Below are 14,875 nucleotides of genomic sequence, written 5' to 3'. Positions count from 1 at the left end.
GGGTTCGGTGGCTGTCGACAAGGATGCGCTGTTCCGGCCGCGCTGCCCGGAAGACAACGTCGAGCTGCCCGGCGTGGGCACGGTGCGGGTGCGCGGGCTGACGCGCGCCGAGGTGGTGCAGATCGCGAAGGGCGCGAACGACGGCAAGGACATGGAGCCGCTGTCGCTGTCGCTGGCGATGGTCGACCCGCAGTTGACCGAGGACGAGGTCCGGCAGTGGATCGGCGTGGCCGGGTTCGGGGAGATCGAGACGCTGAACCAGCGGATCAACGAGCTGTCCGGGATCGCCGGCCGCGCCGATAAGGAGGCGTACAAAAGCCCTCGAAAGTGATCCGGGGCTGGAGAACGAATTCTTCATTGCCGAGAAGCTGCACATGACGGTTGCCCGGATGCGGGAGGAACTGTCGAACGAGGAATTCGTCTACTGGTCGATCTATTTCGCGCGGAAGGCGCAGCGGCGGCGACTGGAATACCTGATGGCGCAGGGTGCGGGGAGGTGAACGGGCGTGGAGATCGAACCGATCCGGGTTGAGGGCCTGGCGCAGTTCAACCGGGCCCTGCGGAAGCTCGACGCTGAGGCGCCGAAGGGTCTGCGGCTGGCACACAACGCGGCGGCGAACATCGTGGTCGACACCGCCAGGCCGAAGATGCCGAAGCTGTCGGGGCGGGCGCGGGCGTCGGTGAAGGCCCGGTCAACGCGCACCGCCACGCGGGTGTCGGCGGGGTCGAACCGGGCGGCCTACGTGCCGTGGTTGGACTACGGCGGCGAAGGCCGGGTGAAGGGCCGACCGCCCAAGCGGGAGTTCAAGAAGGGCGGCCGGTACGTGTACCCGTCGTTCTACGAGAAGCGCGACGAGGTCCAGGCCGAGCTTGAGCGCGGGCTGTTGACGGTCGTGCGGTCGGCCGGGCTGGACGCTGACTGATGCCCGGGCCCTCGGTAACTCTCACCTTCGCCGGCGACGCGAGCAAGCTGGCCAAGGCCGCCGATCAGGCGAACGCGGCGACTCAGTCCGTCGGGGCTGCGGCGCAGCGGGCGTCCGGGGACACGGCGCAGGCGTCCGGGGCGGCGCGGGAGTACACCGACCGGATGACCCGGCTCGGTGCGGTGGCGGCCGGTTCGTCGGCGGCGATCGGTGACGCCGGCGGCGCCGTGTCGGCCCTCGCGGCCATCCAGTCGCGCGGGGCGGACCGGGCGCAGGCGCAGGCCCGCGCTCTGGCCGATGTCGAGCAGGCCGGCCTCGACGCCGAACAGGCTCTCGGTGACCTGAAGCAGGCGCAGCTCGACCTCAACCAGGCGCAGATCGACGCCAAGCAAGCCGGCGTCGACGCCGAGCAAGCGTTGCTCGACCAGAAGCAGGCGGGGATCGACGCCGCCCAGGCGCAGAAGGACTACAACGAGGCGGTCAAGGAGCACGGCGCCGGGTCGATCGAGGCCCGGCAGGCCGCGCAGGATCTGGCGCAGGCCCAGCTCGACCTGAAGCAGGCGGGGGTCGACAGCCAGCAGGCGCAGGCCGATCTGGCGCAGGCGCAGGAGGACGGCGCGCAGGCCGGCCGGGACATGGCTCAGGCCAGCCGGGATGCGAAGGACGCGCAGCTCGACCTGGTCGACGCGCAGAAGGCGGCGGACCCGTCGACGCTGTCGAGGTGGGGTACGGAGATCGAGTTGGTGTCGTCGGCCGCGCTGGGCCTGGTCGGCACGGTCAACCTGCTCGCGATGGCGAACAACGCGGTCAGCCTGTCGGCGATCAAGGCCGCCGCGTCGACCACCGCCAGCAAGGCCGCCGCCCTCGCTGGAGCCGCGGCGACCGGGGTCGCGACGGCCGCGCAGTGGGCGTGGAACGTGGCCATGTCGGCGAACCCGATCGGCTTGATCATCGTCGGTATCGGGCTGCTGGTCGGCGCGATCATCTGGATCGCCACGCAGACGACGTGGTTTCAGGATCTGTGGAAGGCGATCTGGGGCAAGATCGGCGAGCCGGTGAAGGCCGCCTGGGACTGGATCAAGTCGACGTCGTCGAAGGCGTTCGACTGGATCACCGGCCTTCCAGGCAAGATCAAGGACACCTTCGCGAAGATCGGCGGGTACGTCTCGGCGCCGTTCCGGGCCGGCTTCAACGCGGTGTCGCGGGCGTGGAACAACACGGTGGGCCGGCTGTCGTGGACGGTGCCCGGGTGGGTGTTCGGCATCGGCGGCAACACCATCTCAGCCCCGCAGCTGCCCACCTTCCACTCCGGCGGCCGGGTACCCGGCACACCCGGAACGCCGGTGCCGATCCTCGCCCTGGCTGGTGAAGAGGTGTCGTCGCGGTCGGCGTCGATGGGCGGCGACACGATGGTGCTGCGCATCGAGTCGACGGACCGGCGGGTCGGGGAGCTGCTCGTCGAGCTGCTGCGCCCGGCGATCCGGGCGAAGGGCGGCAACGTCCAGTTCGTGCTCGGACCCCGCCGTGCGTAACACGACCCTGACTGAGCTGTATGTCGGCGAGCGCCCGTCGGCGGTGCAGGTGTTGCCGATGTCGGGGCAGGTGGTGACCGGCGGCGGTGGGGTCGCGGCGACGTTGGACGCGTCGGGCATGAGCATTGATCTGACCGGGCGGATGCTGCGGCTGACGTTGACGGTGTCGGACGTGACGAAGATCGGCAACCTGAGCTTGTTTGTGGCGACGTCGGGGTCGCTGGCGAACAACATCCGGTGGCGGTTCAACGCGCAGACCGCCTCCAGTCAGGTCGGGAAGTCGGGTGAGCCGTTTCAGATCGCCCTGCAGCTCGCCGAGATCAACACGGTGGCGGGGACGATCACCCTGTCATCGACGGGTGTCCCGTCGCAGACCAGCGGGTTCACCGCGGTGCGGCTGCACGTCGTCGACAAGGCGACCGGCCCGATCACCGTCACCCTGCACAGGATCGAGGTGGTGCCGGCGCCGCCGGGCGCGTTCGTGTCGATCACCTTCGACGACTCGCACTCGTCGATCACGTCTCAGGCGTTCCCGAAGATGCAGGCGCTGGGGTTCCGGGGTACGGACTACACGATCGCGGGGGCGCTCGGCCAGGCGGACCGGTCGACGCTCGCTGACGTGCAGGCCCGCGCCGCCGCGGGGTGGGAGATCGGTGGTCACGCGTACGCCGAGTCGGTGCACGACGCCCGGCTGACGGGGGTGACGGCGGCGCAGGCGCTGGCCGACCTGACCGCGCTGCGCGGGTGGCTGGCGCAAAAGTTCCCGGACCCGCAGGGCAGGTACAGCCTCGCGTATCCGGGTGGCCGGTATGAGGACACCACCGACGGGGCGGCGGTCGAGGCGATCACCGCGCAGGCCGGGTTCACGTCGGGGCGGACGATCCTGGCGGATGTGGCGGTGTCTACGCATGTGCAGGTCGCGTCGCCGCGTGACCCGATGCCGTTCCGGCTGCACGCCATGTCGGGGATTTCGTCGCTGACCGGCGGCCAGTTCAACCCGACCACCCTGACCGCGACCGGCGGCATGCTCGACAAGGTGGCGTCCAACGGCGGGTGGCTGATCCTGGCGTTCCACCGGATCGTCACCGGTTCGCCCACGGTGCAGACGGAGATCAGCAAGACGGACTTCGACGCGGTCATGGATGCGATCGCGGCGCGGGGCATGACGGTGCTGCCGGTGCGTGAGGTGCTGGAAACGGTCGCCGAGAGCGGCTGGGTTGACGTCACCGCCGACGCCCGGCAGGGCGTGGCCGACTCCGGCGGCGGGCACACCATCACCCGCCGCGACGGCGACGCCGGCACCATGGACCTGGTCCTCGCCAGCGCCGGCGGCAAGTACAGCCCGCGCAACCCCCGCTCGGAGTACTTCGGGCTGTTGGGCCGGAACACGCCGGTCCGGTTCGGGCTGGAGCTCGCCGCGTTCGACTTCGCGACGCCCGTCACGGAGGGGTGGGGAACCGGGTGGGTGTCGTTCGGCGCCGGCGGCACGATCCTGTCCACCGACTCGCACGTCACCGCCGGTACGGCCCGGCATTCGGTGCCGGTGGCCGGCGGGTACCGGGTCAGCTACTACGACGCGCTGCCGCTGGTGGACTGCGAGATCCGCACCACGGTGCACATGCAGGTCGTCAACGTGCTCGGTGGGGCGTTGGAGCCCGCGAACCTGCTGTTCCGGTTGCAGGACATCAACACCTACTACATGGCCCGGGTGGAGATCACCGCCGGTGAGCAGGTGCTGGTGTCGCTGCATCACTCGACGGGCGGTGTGATCGCCGGCCCGGTCACGGTGGCCGGGCTGACGTACACGGGGCTGCCGCTGGAGGTGGCGGCGTCGTGCGTCGGCGACCGGCTCGCAGTCAAGGTGTGGGACCCGACGGCCGGTGGGGAGCCGCGGGAGTGGCAGGTCACCGCCGTCGACGACCAGCTGCGGGCGGCGGGCCCGCCGGGGGTGCGCTCGGGTGTGGCCGGCGGTAACACCAACACGAAGCCCATCCAGTTCTGGTACGACAACCTGCGGGTGATTGACCGGCGCGCGGTGATGGAAGTGTCGGAGTGGCCGCCGCGTTGGTCAACCACCGGCTCGGACGTGTGGGTGCCGTTGCAGGCGTCGGGGATCCTTCGCCGGCTCGGGCAGGGCGCGAAGCCCCTCGACTCCGCCCTGTACCGGTATCTGACCGTTGGGCGGCCGGGGCTGGCGTACCCGACGGTGTACTGGCCGCTTGAGGACCCGGCGGGGTCGCTGTCGGCGCGGGCGGTGACGGCCGGGGTGGAGCCGATGATCCCGTTCGGGTACTCCCGGTTCACCGCCCCGGGCAGCGGCGCTCCGGTCGAGGCGGCGGCACTGCCGGAGTTCGGGTCGGGTACGGGGATTCCCGGCTCCGGGCCGGTGGTCGACCTGTCCCGCGGTGGGGTGCTGCAAGGCCGGGTGCCGGCCGCGGCGACCCCGGGCGGGGGGTGGCGGGTCGAGTGGGTGATGCGCGCCCCTCGCGACAAGGCCGACACGGTGGTCCCGATCCGGTTCGAGTCGGACGGCTCCTACCGGGTGTGGGACGTGCAGATCGAGCCGACCGGCGTGTTCGCCACCGTCTACGTCGACGACCCCCTCGCCGGGGCGGTCGCGTCGGCGTCGGCGTCGTTCAACGTGTTCGACGGGCTGCCGCACCACTACGCGGTCGAGGTATACCCGGACGGGTCGAACGTGGGCGCGGACCTGCGCATCGACGACGTCTTGGTCGACTCCTACAGCCCGTTCACGCCGCCGCTGGTCGGGTCGCCCGGCAACCTGTCCCGGGTCATCGTCAACCCCCTGGAGGTGCGGCAGGACGAGCCGCAGTCGTCGGCGATGCCCACGGTGGGGCACATCGCCGGCTGGAACCCGCTGCCGGTGGACTTCCCGGACACGCACGAGGCGATGACCGGGCACCTCGGCGAGACGACCGCAGCCCGCATCGAGCGGCTGTGTGACGAGCAGGGTGTGCCCGTGTTCGTGTCCGAGGGGCCGGACGAGTCTGCGGCGATGGGCCCGCAAGGCATCGCCACGTTCCTCGACCTGCTGCGGGAGTGCGCCGACGCCGACGGCGGCATCTTGGGTGAGGCGCGCGAGCAGATCGCGCTGACCTACCGGTGTCTCGGCGCCCTCTACAACCAGACCCCCCTGGAGCTGGACTACACGCATCTCGCGCCGCCCCTCGAACCGGTCGACGACGACGACCTCGTCCGCAACGACGTGGAAGCGAAGTCCCCGTCGGGTGGGGCCGCGCGGGCGGTGCTCGAGACCGGGCCGCTGTCGGTGCAGGCGCCGCCGGACGGGGTCGGCACCTACGACACGTCGGTGACGGTCAACGTCGCCTCCGACGTGCAGCTACCCGACCAGGCCGGGTGGCGGCTGCACGTGGGCACGTGGGACGAAGCACGGTATCCGGTGATGCGGGTGAACCTGGGCGCCCCGGTGTGGACCGGCGACGCCGAGCTGACGGCGGCGGCGTCGGCGCTGACGGCCGGTGACGTGCTGTCGGTGGGCGGGCTGCCGGAGTGGCTGCCGCCCGGCCCGGCGGTGGTGATGGTCCGCGAGTCGGTGGAGCGGATCGACCAGCACACCCGCACGGTGGACTGGACGTTGACGCCGGCCGGCCCGTACACGGTCGGCACGGTGGGGGGTGACCCGCGGGTGGCCGCCGACGGGTCGACGCTCGCCGCGGCGTTGACCGCCGCCGACGACCCGTCCCCGATCAACGTCAATCCGTACCTGACCACCGACCTGTCGGGTTGGGTCGCGGCCAACGCCACCATCCTGCGGTCGACCAGTACCCTGCCGCCCGTCAACGACGCCACGGCCTCGTTGCGCATCACCGTGGGCAACGCGTCGTCCGGCGGTGCGAACGCCGACGTCACCGCGCCCGTCAACGCGGCGGTCACCTATTGGGTGCAGATGTGGGCGTGGTCGGCCAGCGCGCTCACGGTCGGCCCGGCCGTCGACTGGTACAACACCGGCGGCTACCTGTCGACCTCGATCGGCCCGCTGGTCACTCTCACGCCTGGGGTGTGGACGTACATCGCTGGTGGGCTCACGCCGCCGGTGGGGGCGACGGGGGCGCGGATGCGCGCCCGTCACGGCTCCGGTTCGACGGTGGGGGCGGTGTGGCACGCGTGGGCGCCGCGGCTCGGCAGGCGGGTGCAGTTGTCTCTCGCGTCGACTGCGGCGAACGGGCCGTGGACTGTCGACCCGGCGGACTTCCCGCTGGATGTGCGGGTGGGCGGCGAGCGGATGACCCTGTCCGCGATCACCGGTGGTGCCAGCCCGCAGACGGCCACGCTCTCCGCCCGGGCCGTCAACGGCGTGGCGCTGGCGTGGCCGGCGGGCACCGAGGTGGACGTCGCCGAACCCGCGTACGCGGCGCTGTAGGGGAAGGGAGCACACGATGCCTTGGGCCAGCGGGAACAGGATCGCCGCAGCCAGGTTGAACCGGATGCAACCCGTCACGTACGAGGCGGTGGCGTCCGCGTCGCTGACGTTGGGCACGTCCCTCGCCGACGTCACGGGCACGTCGATCGCCCTGACCACCCTCACCGACGGCGCGCTCTACATCGCTGAGGCGTCGTTCGACATGAACATCGCCACGGCGGCGGCGGGGCAGCTCGCCGAGGGGCACCTCGATGTGAACGGCGCCGACCAGACCGCCCGTGCGTTGAAGCTGATGACGGCGGTGGACCGGGCCACGGTCAGCCAGCGGTGGCGGGGCACCCTGACCACGGCCGGGTCGCACACGTTGAAGCTGCGCGGCATCAAGTCGGGCGCGTCGGGTGTGGCGTCGATCGTCCTGACCCACACCAAGCTGCAGGTCACCATCTACGAGGTGGTCTAGGTGACCCGCGCGCCTGGCAACCTGCTGGCTGTTCGTGGGCTGCTGCTCGACCACCTGAACGTCGACCCGGACAGCGTGCGGTCGGCGGACTTGGAGCCGGCGGAGGTGGGGATCGTCGGCGACTCCAACCACCGGGGCGGCTACCACTGCGGGTCCGACCGAGTGGTGGCCAACGACTACTCGGTCGTCGAGTCGCCGCGGGACCGGGCCGGCCTGACGCTCGACGCCGCCGCCCTGGACGTCGGCCTGTTCGAGGTCCGCTCCGTCGGCCAGACGCACACGCTCCGCACGTTCTCGGTGTGGTGCGTGCGCGAGTGCGAGCGCGGGGCCCCGGACGCCCGGGACATCCGGGAGGTCATCTACAGCCCGGACGGCCGGACCGTGCGCCGCTACGACCGGCTCGGCCGGCGTACCAGCGGCGACCGCTCCCACCTCTACCACACGCACTTCAGCTTCTTCCGCGACTCGATCAAGGCGGGCCGCGACCAAACCCCGCTGTTCCGCCGCTACCTGACCAGCATCGGACTCTTGGAGGACGCCATGGCGATCGACACCACGGACGTGGAACGCATCGCGCGAGCCACGGCGGAGCGGGTCCTGGCCGCGAACGCCGGCTCCGCCGCGAACCCGGTCCGGTGGATCGACCGGACGAACCAGATCCACGCCCTCGTCGCGGAGCTCGCCGGGCGGGACTTCACCGACGAACCGGAGATCGTGGCCGGGGTGCTCGCGGGTCTCGACCCGGCGGCCATCGCCGCGGCGATCCCGCCGGAGCTGGCACGGCAGGTCGCCGACGAGCTGGCCGCGCGGCTGGCGTCATGAGTGACCCGCTCGGCCCGGTGCAGATCACGCCCCGGGAGATCTACGACCAGTTGGTGTTGCTGCGCGACACCGTCCGGGAGCTGGTCAACCAGAACCGGGAACATGCCGCCGACGTGAAGGACCACGAGTCGCGGCTGCGGCACCTCGAGGCCCGCCAGTGGCCGCTACCCGCCGCCGCGGTGCTGCTGTCGGCAGCCGCGCTCGGCGTGGCCCTGCTACCCCAACTCATCAACTAGGAGGACGTCATGCAGTGGAAGCCGTACGCGAAGGCAGTTGTGGCCGCCCTGCTCGCCGGGCTCGGCGCGCTCGGCACCGCGCTGGTCGACAACACCGTCACCCCCGCCGAGTGGGTCACTGTGGCGGGCGCGACCCTCGCCGGGCTCGGCGTCGTCTACGCCGTGCCCAACAAGCCGGCGTGAGCAAGCCGAAACCACGGCCGATGCCCACACCGAAGCCGACCCGCACCCCGCCCGCCGGCCCGCGGCCGGGTGGTCCGCCGAAGCCGACCGGGCCGTCCGGGCCGCGACCGAAGCGGGGCTAGAGCGCCTGATGCCAGGTGCAGCCGTTCGACACCTTGAAGCCCTTGTCGGTCGGCTTGACGACCACGCGCGCGGTCTCGCCGGGTTCGAGGTTGCGCTGGTCGATGATCGAGTCCGATCGGCCGAAGCTGCGTAGCCGCGCCCAGTAGCAGCCGTACGCCTTCGTGGCCGGCACGGCGGTGGTGTACACCCCGGCGGGGACCTCCGCACCCACCAGGTAGATCCCATCGGTCAGCGCCCGCGGCGCCGGCGTGGCGGGCGCCGCCGGGGTCGGTGTCGCGCTGGCCGGCGCCGCGGAAGGCGCGCTGTCCACCGGCGCTGGTGGGCCGTCGGACAGCGCGAAGCCGATGACGACGGCCAGGACAACGACCAAGCCGACCGCCAGGCCGAGCCGACGGATTGCTGAGCGTCTCATCGGTTTCCTTCCGTTGACGCTGCGTGAAAAACGCTAATGTCCGGGTGCAAGTGACGTGCCGTTGAGGTGCCGCCGTGCTGTCCGGTCGGACACCCCGGCCTGCCGGGCGATGTCCGCGACCGTGGCGTCCGGGTCGGCGGTGCGGGCGGCGAGTACCCGCGCCGCCGCCGACGGCCGGCCGCCGTTGCTGGTCGGCGGGGTTTTGTCCGGGGGGTCAGTTGTGGGCGTCACGCCCACGGGTGCCGCGGACCTGCGCGGGTGAGACACCCGTGCAGGTCCACCGGACAGCATCTCGACGACCAGCAACAGGGCAAGCGCCGGCCACGCCGAGATCACCCGCGCCACCGGGTCCGGCGGCGCCGCGAGCACGTTCGCCACGATGCTGGCCACCACCCCGACCACGAACGACACCCGCGCGGACAACCGGACAGGACGCCCGTCCGCCCGGTCATCGGCCATGACCGCGCTCGCCACGATCAACATCCCGTCCACGCTGATCGGGAGCAGGTTGGCCAGGAGCGGGGACTGGCCGTGCTCGGCCGCGAGGTCCCGCATGTGCGAGTAGGACGCGACCGCGGCCACCCCGGCGACGACTGCCGCCGAGGTGGTCCGCGCGTACCGGATCAGCACTGGCCGCCGTCCCGTAGCCAGGCCTCGAGGTCGGCGACCAGCTCGCCCGGGTCGACGTCGGCGAGCGGGGTCACGCCGGCCGCGTCGGCGAAGTCGAGCAGGTCGTCGCCCTGGCCGAAACCCCACTGCGCGGCGAGCTCCGACACCGCCTCCGGTCCCTCGTTGCAGGCGTCGGCGAGCCGGTGGAGCAGGTCGTCGCGCTGCCGCGCCCGCTTCGCCTCGTCCCGCTGCCCCGCCTCGTAGCCCAGCTCGTAGCTACGCGCCGCCTGATCCTCCGACACCATCCGCACCCGTCGCCGGGTACGGGTCGCCGGGCGGGTGCTGACCGCCGGCCGCCACCACCGCTCCCGCCGGCTCACTTCGCACCACCGGCCCGGAGCGCCTTGACGTAGTCGTCGAGCCACACGGGCAGGCACTGGCAGTCGCCCTCGTCGTTGTGGTGGAAGCCGATGCACCGGTCGTCGACGCAGCCACACGCGTCGCCGCCCCACGGCTGCTCGCCGAAGTAGTGGCGTGTGTAGCCGGCGATCGTGACGCGCTCGGTCCAGCCGTAGTTCTTGATGGTCTCGCGGGCCTGCGTGGTCAGCGCGCTCACCGCGCACCCCGCTTCGCCGCCTCCAGCAGACGCCCGAGCTGGTGCCGCAACACCCGCACCTGCGCCAACGGCAGATAGGTGTAGCGGACCTCCCCGTCGACCGTGGACTCGAACGCCACGCTCGGCGCGTCGAGGGTCCACGCCTGCTCCAACCAGACCCGGATCGCGTCGTACGCGTCGCCGGAGTTCGCCACCAGCGGGCGGGAGTGGTGCAAGCCGTCCTCGGTGCAGACGAGGCCCTTGAGGCACCAGGTGGGGTGCTGTACCTGTGTGGGGTCAGTAGTCTTCTCCATGGGTCGACCTCCCGGGGTCGATCAAGTCCCCGGGCGGTGCTGAGATCACCGTTCCGGGGGCGCTTTAGGCGGCTGAGATCCGCCCGATAACCTCCCTGTCTACGCTCGTCTGCGACCTGCGTTTTAGCTGGTGAAGCACACCGCTACGCCTAGGGCTCCCCGAAGATGCCCGGTGAGCCGAAGCGGGTCCAGCCCTCCAAGGACCGCGACCGCCCTCGGGGAACCGCTACCTGAGCAGACTTCCCGGCTGGCACAACGCCGACTCGCAGACCGGTTTCCCGGAGCGGCCCAGATCGTGATGTCCGTGGCTCAAAAAGTTCCGCTTGATCCCGTACCTCGTGCGACGTTGCTCGCGGAAGACGGCCAAGACATCAGCAGCCTCGTCCAGCCTCGGGCATCCGGTGTCGGTGCAGGCCGGACAGCTGGCCTTCTCGTGTAGGGCAATGCAGTAACCGGCCTGCTCTACGTAGTAGGGAATTTTCGTCAGGACCTCAGCTTGATCTTTAACCTGTGCGCTGTTTACGTGCGGTGATGCTCAGGTCACGCTTGACGGTTTTACCGACGTCGTGGCGGGGTGCTGGTCTACGGTTTCGTGATCCGTACGGGCGTCCAGGACCTGGTCTGCTGGGTTTCGGCGCACTTGCGGGCAGGGTGGTCTTCGGGCGCAAGTTCCGAAACCCCCGACGGACCCGGGCGGGAGTGAGCCGGTCAGGTGCCGTTGGCCGCTCCCACGGTCGACGCAGGTCCGCGACGAGGGGTCGCGCGAGGCGTAGCTGAGTGTAGGCGGCGATGATCAGCCAGGTCCACCGGTCAGCGGCTTCGGTGGTGCGGATCTTCGGCCGAGTCCATCCCAGGGTCTGTTTGAACAGTCGAAACGTGTGCTCGAGGTCGAATCTGCGGAGGAAGGCCTGCCACCAGTGGTCGACATCGGCGGTGGTGGCGTTGGTGGCGGAGCACCACAGCCACACCGGTTTGGGGTCACGCTCGCCGGGCAGGTGCTCGACCTGTAGCCGGATCAGGGTGCCGGTGATGATCGGCAGGTCACCGTCGTGGTCGATCCAGCAGGTGCGGCGGGTCAGCCTGGGGTGCAGCTGGTCCCAGCTGTCGGCTTGCGCGGTGCCGTAGCGGCTGGTCGGGGTGAGGGTGGTGTGTTGCGGCGCGGGCCAGGTGGCCGGGTCGTTGCAGGCGAACTCGGCGCCGTGTTTGCGGGGACGGCCGATGGCACCCGGCTGCCTGCTCGGCTTGGGAAACCGGAGGACCCGGTCCGAGCGGATCCGGCCGACCAGGAGCACGGGCAGGTCGGACAGCACCCAGGCCAGCCGGGCGGTGTCGTAGCCGGTGTCACAGACGATCAGGATGTCGGGGTCGCCGGGGCGCCAGTGCCCGGCACGGATCAGCCGGTCGATCAGCTGCCGGAGCTGGTCGGCGGTGACCGCGGTGGCGTCGTCGGCCGGGCCCAGCCGCACCGCGTCGAGTACCTGTGTCCACGACGTGCGGCCTGGTTCCAAGGCGGCGACGAACGAGTACGGCCAGCCGGGGATCATCTGGGCGGAGCCTTTGCCGCGGCCGTAGGTGTGGCAGAACAACCGATCCGGGCTGGTGGCCGCGTCCGGGCGCAGCCAGTTGCTGACGTCAACGGCGAGCATGATCCGCCCGTCCGTGGCGCGGGGCAGCGCCAACCCTGCGAGGGTCACCCGCAGCCGGGCGACATCGATCCCGCCGGCGCCCAAAGCGTCGTACAGGGCGCCGTGACCACGGCGGTGCTCGGCGGCCAACGACAGGTCGACCAGGCTGGTCACCGGCCCTCCCGAGCACAGCAGCGCGTCGGTGAGCTCGAACAACGCGTCCGCCCGACGTGGCAGACACCGGTAGAAGTCCCGACGAAACCCGGCCAACCTCGCTGCTGGATCCTCGGCCGACCCGACCGCCGACGTGTCGGGCGTGGGCGTGTCGGGCAACACGAGGCCACCCAGGTAGTCCAGAATCGTGGCCACGGCCACCACCTGTTCTGTTCTTCGTGTCCTTGCAGGGAACGTGAAGGATCATCAGGTGGTGGCCGGTTTACGTCTCCATGACACGCCGAGTCCACACAGGATCAGCGCCCCACACGGGCGCCGAGGTTAAAGAACAAGCTCAGGCACCGTCACGGCTTGGCCTGCCGAGATCGTCGCTGTTGGGCCAGACGTTCGGCAGGCGCGGTGTGTATGCCCACGGGAGCCTCCCATGCACGGGTGAGGGTCACCGGCTATCTGGTCGCAGACCGGAAGCAGCCGGTGACGGAGCTACCTCGCAAGTTAGTGCACTAGCTTGCGTCGGGCAATGCATCGGCCAAGATTTGGCGCACTAAATCGGATGTGGTCGACTGAGCGCGCAGACCGGAAAGGAGGGCACTTCCTCCATGCCCACAGCCCCCGCTTATCTGCGCATCGCCACAGCCCTGCGCGGCATGATCAGTGACGGGACGCTTCGTCCCGGCGACAAGCTGCCCACCGAAGCTCAGCTACGGCAACAGTTCGGCGTGTCCACGACCGTCGTCAAAGCGGCCCTGTCGATCCTGCAGGGCGAAGGACTGATCGAGGGTCGACGCGGGTCGGGCAACTACGTACGCCAGGTCCGTCGACTCACCCGGCGGGCCCACGGCCGGGACCTGCGCACCGCCACCGGTCCGACCTCACCCTTCGCCCGCGACGCCACCGCCGCCGGCCAGCGGCCTGACTGGGAGCACAGCAGCGAACACACCACCGCTACTCCTGCCGTTGCGGCCAGACTCGGGATCGACCCCGGAGACCCGGTGATGCGCACCCGCTACCGGTTTCGCTCCGACGGTCATCCCATCCAGCTGTCGGAGTCCCACGAACCGCTCGCCATCACCGGAGGGACACCGGTTGAATGGCCCGAGGAGGGCGCGGCGGTGGGCGTGGTGGCCCGTATGGACACGATCGGCGTTCGAATCGACGCGTTCGAGGAGAGAGTCACCACCAGACCGGCCAGCCCAGCGGAGATCGAGGGGCTGGAGCTGACGGCGCGCGGGTCGCACGTTCTCGTCATCGAGCGGACGTACTACGCCGGGCCACTGGCGGTGGAGACTGCCGATATCGTCCTGGGCCCGTACTACGAGGTGGTGTACCGGGTGCCGGTGGACTAGCGTCGGCCCTCGGCCAATCGACATCGAGCGGGGAGAACGTGGGCGCTTCGGGATGGTCGTACAGCGTTACCTACCAGTCGGACGTGGCCACCGCGCTTGAACAGCTACGTCAGGACGTATATGCCGAGGGCGCGTACTACCGCGAGGAGCCCAACCCGCTGTATGCCCTGGCTGAGGACGAGTTTCGCGCCAGACTGGACCCCGCCCACGACGGCAGCGGGATCAACGAGTACCTCCTCGCGGACTGGCGTGCCGCCCAGCGGCGGCCGGAACCGGTCGACCCGGACACACTGTTCGCAGCGCAACCGGAGTCAGGCACGTACTCGATCATCGACATGGTCAACGGAGTCTCGGCTGGACCGGCGCCGTTCACCGTCTCTCCGTTGAACGATGAGCAGACGCTTGAGTTCTTCGGAACCCGAACGCCCACGCCGACCCAGGTCGTCGAGTGGATGAAGGACTTCAACCCATCCTCGATACGCGAACGCTGGCAGGGCGTATACGTCGTAAGCCAGCTCGACGGCCGCCCCGCGCAGATCCACTTCACCGGCTTCTCCGGCGACTGAACCGCACCTTGGGGGCTTCCCGGGACACCTGGTGGGTGGCCGCTACCTGGTGCTCGGCGTCGGCCCGGGCGAGACGTCGGTTCGCCGCGCTGACCGGCAGAATGGGTGGCATGACCCCCTCGACCGGTGTGATCCGACGGCTGGTCGGCGTCTACCACGCCGACGGTGGCCTCCGTGGTGAGCTGGCGTACCTCGTCGGCAAGCTCCGGGGGACCACGGAGTGCGCCCTCTGCGACATCACCCACCGCGGCTTCGGGCCGAAGCGGGAATGGCGGGACGTCGTCCCCACCCTGGGCGTTCCGGTTCAGCTTGTGCACCTCAACGAGCGCAACGCCGACATCCACGCCGCGAGCGAGGGCCGTACGCCCTGCGTGCTCGCCGTGACCGACGGCGGGCCGGTGCTGCTGCTCGGTCCTGCCGAGCTGGCCGAGCTGGACGGCAGCGTGTCGCGGTTCGTCGAGCGGGCCCGGGCCGCCGCCGAGGAAGCGGGCCTGCGCTGGCCCGGGTCGCGGGATGAACGGCCGGCGTCGACGGCCTGACGGCCGACCGCCCC

18 protein-coding genes are annotated in these 14,875 nt (G+C 70.6%); 12 read left to right on the top strand and 6 right to left on the bottom strand.

Translation table 11 applies throughout. The features are described from left to right. Positions 1 to 7: 7 nt before the first annotated feature. From ACN26Y_RS29860 to ACN26Y_RS29820, 9 genes are all read left to right on the top strand, one after another. On the top strand, positions 8 to 331 hold the full coding sequence (locus tag ACN26Y_RS29860) for a hypothetical protein (RefSeq protein ID WP_422733997.1): 324 nt from the start codon (positions 8 to 10) through the stop codon (positions 329 to 331). Positions 332 to 374: 43 nt separating this feature from the next. Continuing rightward, positions 375 to 500: a hypothetical protein gene (locus tag ACN26Y_RS29855; RefSeq protein WP_422733996.1), complete on the top strand. Its 126-nt coding sequence runs from the start codon at positions 375 to 377 to the stop codon at positions 498 to 500. 6 nt (positions 501 to 506) lie between these two features. Beyond that, the gene (locus ACN26Y_RS29850; protein WP_422733995.1) at positions 507 to 923 is read left to right on the top strand and encodes an HK97 gp10 family phage protein; all 417 of its coding nucleotides are present in this window, start codon (positions 507 to 509) and stop codon (positions 921 to 923) included. Then, positions 923 to 2,455 carry a hypothetical protein gene (locus ACN26Y_RS29845; protein WP_422733994.1) on the top strand — a complete coding sequence of 511 codons (1,533 nt, stop codon included), beginning with the start codon at positions 923 to 925 and terminating at the stop codon, positions 2,453 to 2,455. Before ACN26Y_RS29850 ends, ACN26Y_RS29845 begins: the two co-directional genes overlap by 1 nt. After that, positions 2,448 to 6,857 carry a polysaccharide deacetylase family protein gene (locus ACN26Y_RS29840; RefSeq protein ID WP_422733993.1) on the top strand — a complete coding sequence of 1,470 codons (4,410 nt, stop codon included), beginning with the start codon at positions 2,448 to 2,450 and terminating at the stop codon, positions 6,855 to 6,857. The genes ACN26Y_RS29845 and ACN26Y_RS29840 overlap by 8 nt, the downstream gene beginning before the upstream one ends. Positions 6,858 to 6,921: 64 nt before the next feature. Then, positions 6,922 to 7,317, top strand: a complete 396-nt coding sequence (locus ACN26Y_RS29835) for a hypothetical protein (RefSeq protein WP_422733992.1) — start codon at positions 6,922 to 6,924, stop codon at positions 7,315 to 7,317. Then, entirely contained in the window at positions 7,318 to 8,139 is an 822-nt protein-coding gene (locus tag ACN26Y_RS29830) for a hypothetical protein (RefSeq protein WP_422733991.1), read from the top strand. Beyond that, complete coding sequence (locus tag ACN26Y_RS29825) at positions 8,136 to 8,375, top strand: hypothetical protein (RefSeq protein WP_422733990.1); 240 nt, start codon at positions 8,136 to 8,138, stop codon at positions 8,373 to 8,375. Before ACN26Y_RS29830 ends, ACN26Y_RS29825 begins: the two co-directional genes overlap by 4 nt. Before the next feature lie 9 nt (positions 8,376 to 8,384). Continuing rightward, positions 8,385 to 8,558 carry a hypothetical protein gene (locus tag ACN26Y_RS29820; RefSeq protein ID WP_422733989.1) on the top strand — a complete coding sequence of 58 codons (174 nt, stop codon included), beginning with the start codon at positions 8,385 to 8,387 and terminating at the stop codon, positions 8,556 to 8,558. 118 nt (positions 8,559 to 8,676) lie between these two features. Here the strand turns inward: ACN26Y_RS29820 and ACN26Y_RS29815 are convergent, their stop codons facing one another. The 6 genes from ACN26Y_RS29815 to ACN26Y_RS29790 all read right to left on the bottom strand — a co-directional run bounded on the left by ACN26Y_RS29815 (position 8,677) and on the right by ACN26Y_RS29790 (position 12,506). Beyond that, on the bottom strand, positions 8,677 to 9,093 hold the full coding sequence (locus ACN26Y_RS29815; RefSeq protein WP_422733988.1) for a hypothetical protein: 417 nt from the start codon (positions 9,091 to 9,093) through the stop codon (positions 8,677 to 8,679). Between the two features lie 33 nt (positions 9,094 to 9,126). Next, positions 9,127 to 9,723 (bottom strand): DUF2637 domain-containing protein, encoded by a 597-nt coding sequence (locus tag ACN26Y_RS29810; RefSeq protein ID WP_422733987.1) that lies wholly within the window; start codon positions 9,721 to 9,723, stop codon positions 9,127 to 9,129. After that, positions 9,717 to 10,082, bottom strand: a complete 366-nt coding sequence (locus ACN26Y_RS29805; protein ID WP_422733986.1) for a hypothetical protein — start codon at positions 10,080 to 10,082, stop codon at positions 9,717 to 9,719. Before ACN26Y_RS29805 ends, ACN26Y_RS29810 begins: the two co-directional genes overlap by 7 nt. After that, a complete protein-coding gene (locus ACN26Y_RS29800) occupies positions 10,079 to 10,318 on the bottom strand; it encodes a hypothetical protein (RefSeq protein WP_422733985.1) in 240 nt (79 codons plus the stop codon). Before ACN26Y_RS29800 ends, ACN26Y_RS29805 begins: the two co-directional genes overlap by 4 nt. Next, positions 10,315 to 10,611: a hypothetical protein gene (locus ACN26Y_RS29795; RefSeq protein WP_422733984.1), complete on the bottom strand. Its 297-nt coding sequence runs from the start codon at positions 10,609 to 10,611 to the stop codon at positions 10,315 to 10,317. Before ACN26Y_RS29795 ends, ACN26Y_RS29800 begins: the two co-directional genes overlap by 4 nt. A gap of 503 nt (positions 10,612 to 11,114) precedes the next feature. After that, a complete protein-coding gene (locus ACN26Y_RS29790) occupies positions 11,115 to 12,506 on the bottom strand; it encodes an NF041680 family putative transposase (protein ID WP_155333921.1) in 1,392 nt (463 codons plus the stop codon). A gap of 503 nt (positions 12,507 to 13,009) precedes the next feature. Between ACN26Y_RS29790 and ACN26Y_RS29785 the strand changes: the two genes are divergently transcribed. From ACN26Y_RS29785 to ACN26Y_RS29775, 3 genes are all read left to right on the top strand, one after another. Beyond that, entirely contained in the window at positions 13,010 to 13,756 is a 747-nt protein-coding gene (locus ACN26Y_RS29785; RefSeq protein WP_422733983.1) for a GntR family transcriptional regulator, read from the top strand. Positions 13,757 to 13,839: 83 nt separating this feature from the next. Beyond that, positions 13,840 to 14,322, top strand: a complete 483-nt coding sequence (locus tag ACN26Y_RS29780) for a hypothetical protein (RefSeq protein WP_155333391.1) — start codon at positions 13,840 to 13,842, stop codon at positions 14,320 to 14,322. A gap of 110 nt (positions 14,323 to 14,432) precedes the next feature. Next, positions 14,433 to 14,861 carry a hypothetical protein gene (locus tag ACN26Y_RS29775; protein ID WP_155333390.1) on the top strand — a complete coding sequence of 143 codons (429 nt, stop codon included), beginning with the start codon at positions 14,433 to 14,435 and terminating at the stop codon, positions 14,859 to 14,861. The last annotated feature ends 14 nt before the right edge of the window (positions 14,862 to 14,875 follow it).

Origin of the sequence: Micromonospora sp. WMMD558 (assembly GCF_049315255.1) — a bacterium.
Classification (GTDB): domain Bacteria; phylum Actinomycetota; class Actinomycetes; order Mycobacteriales; family Micromonosporaceae; genus Micromonospora.
This window is presented reverse-complemented; position numbering and strand designations above follow the sequence as displayed.

Coding starts and splice junctions, on each gene's coding strand:
- ACN26Y_RS29825 (WP_422733990.1), top strand. CDS start 8,136: ATGAGTGACCCGCTCGGCCCGGTGCAGATCACGCCCCGGGAGATCTAC.
- ACN26Y_RS29775 (WP_155333390.1), top strand. CDS start 14,433: ATGACCCCCTCGACCGGTGTGATCCGACGGCTGGTCGGCGTCTACCAC.
- ACN26Y_RS29855 (WP_422733996.1), top strand. CDS start 375: ATGACGGTTGCCCGGATGCGGGAGGAACTGTCGAACGAGGAATTCGTC.
- ACN26Y_RS29845 (WP_422733994.1), top strand. CDS start 923: ATGCCCGGGCCCTCGGTAACTCTCACCTTCGCCGGCGACGCGAGCAAG.
- ACN26Y_RS29815 (WP_422733988.1), bottom strand. CDS start 9,093: ATGAGACGCTCAGCAATCCGTCGGCTCGGCCTGGCGGTCGGCTTGGTC.
- ACN26Y_RS29785 (WP_422733983.1), top strand. CDS start 13,010: ATGCCCACAGCCCCCGCTTATCTGCGCATCGCCACAGCCCTGCGCGGC.
- ACN26Y_RS29835 (WP_422733992.1), top strand. CDS start 6,922: ATGCAACCCGTCACGTACGAGGCGGTGGCGTCCGCGTCGCTGACGTTG.
- ACN26Y_RS29820 (WP_422733989.1), top strand. CDS start 8,385: ATGCAGTGGAAGCCGTACGCGAAGGCAGTTGTGGCCGCCCTGCTCGCC.
- ACN26Y_RS29795 (WP_422733984.1), bottom strand. CDS start 10,611: ATGGAGAAGACTACTGACCCCACACAGGTACAGCACCCCACCTGGTGC.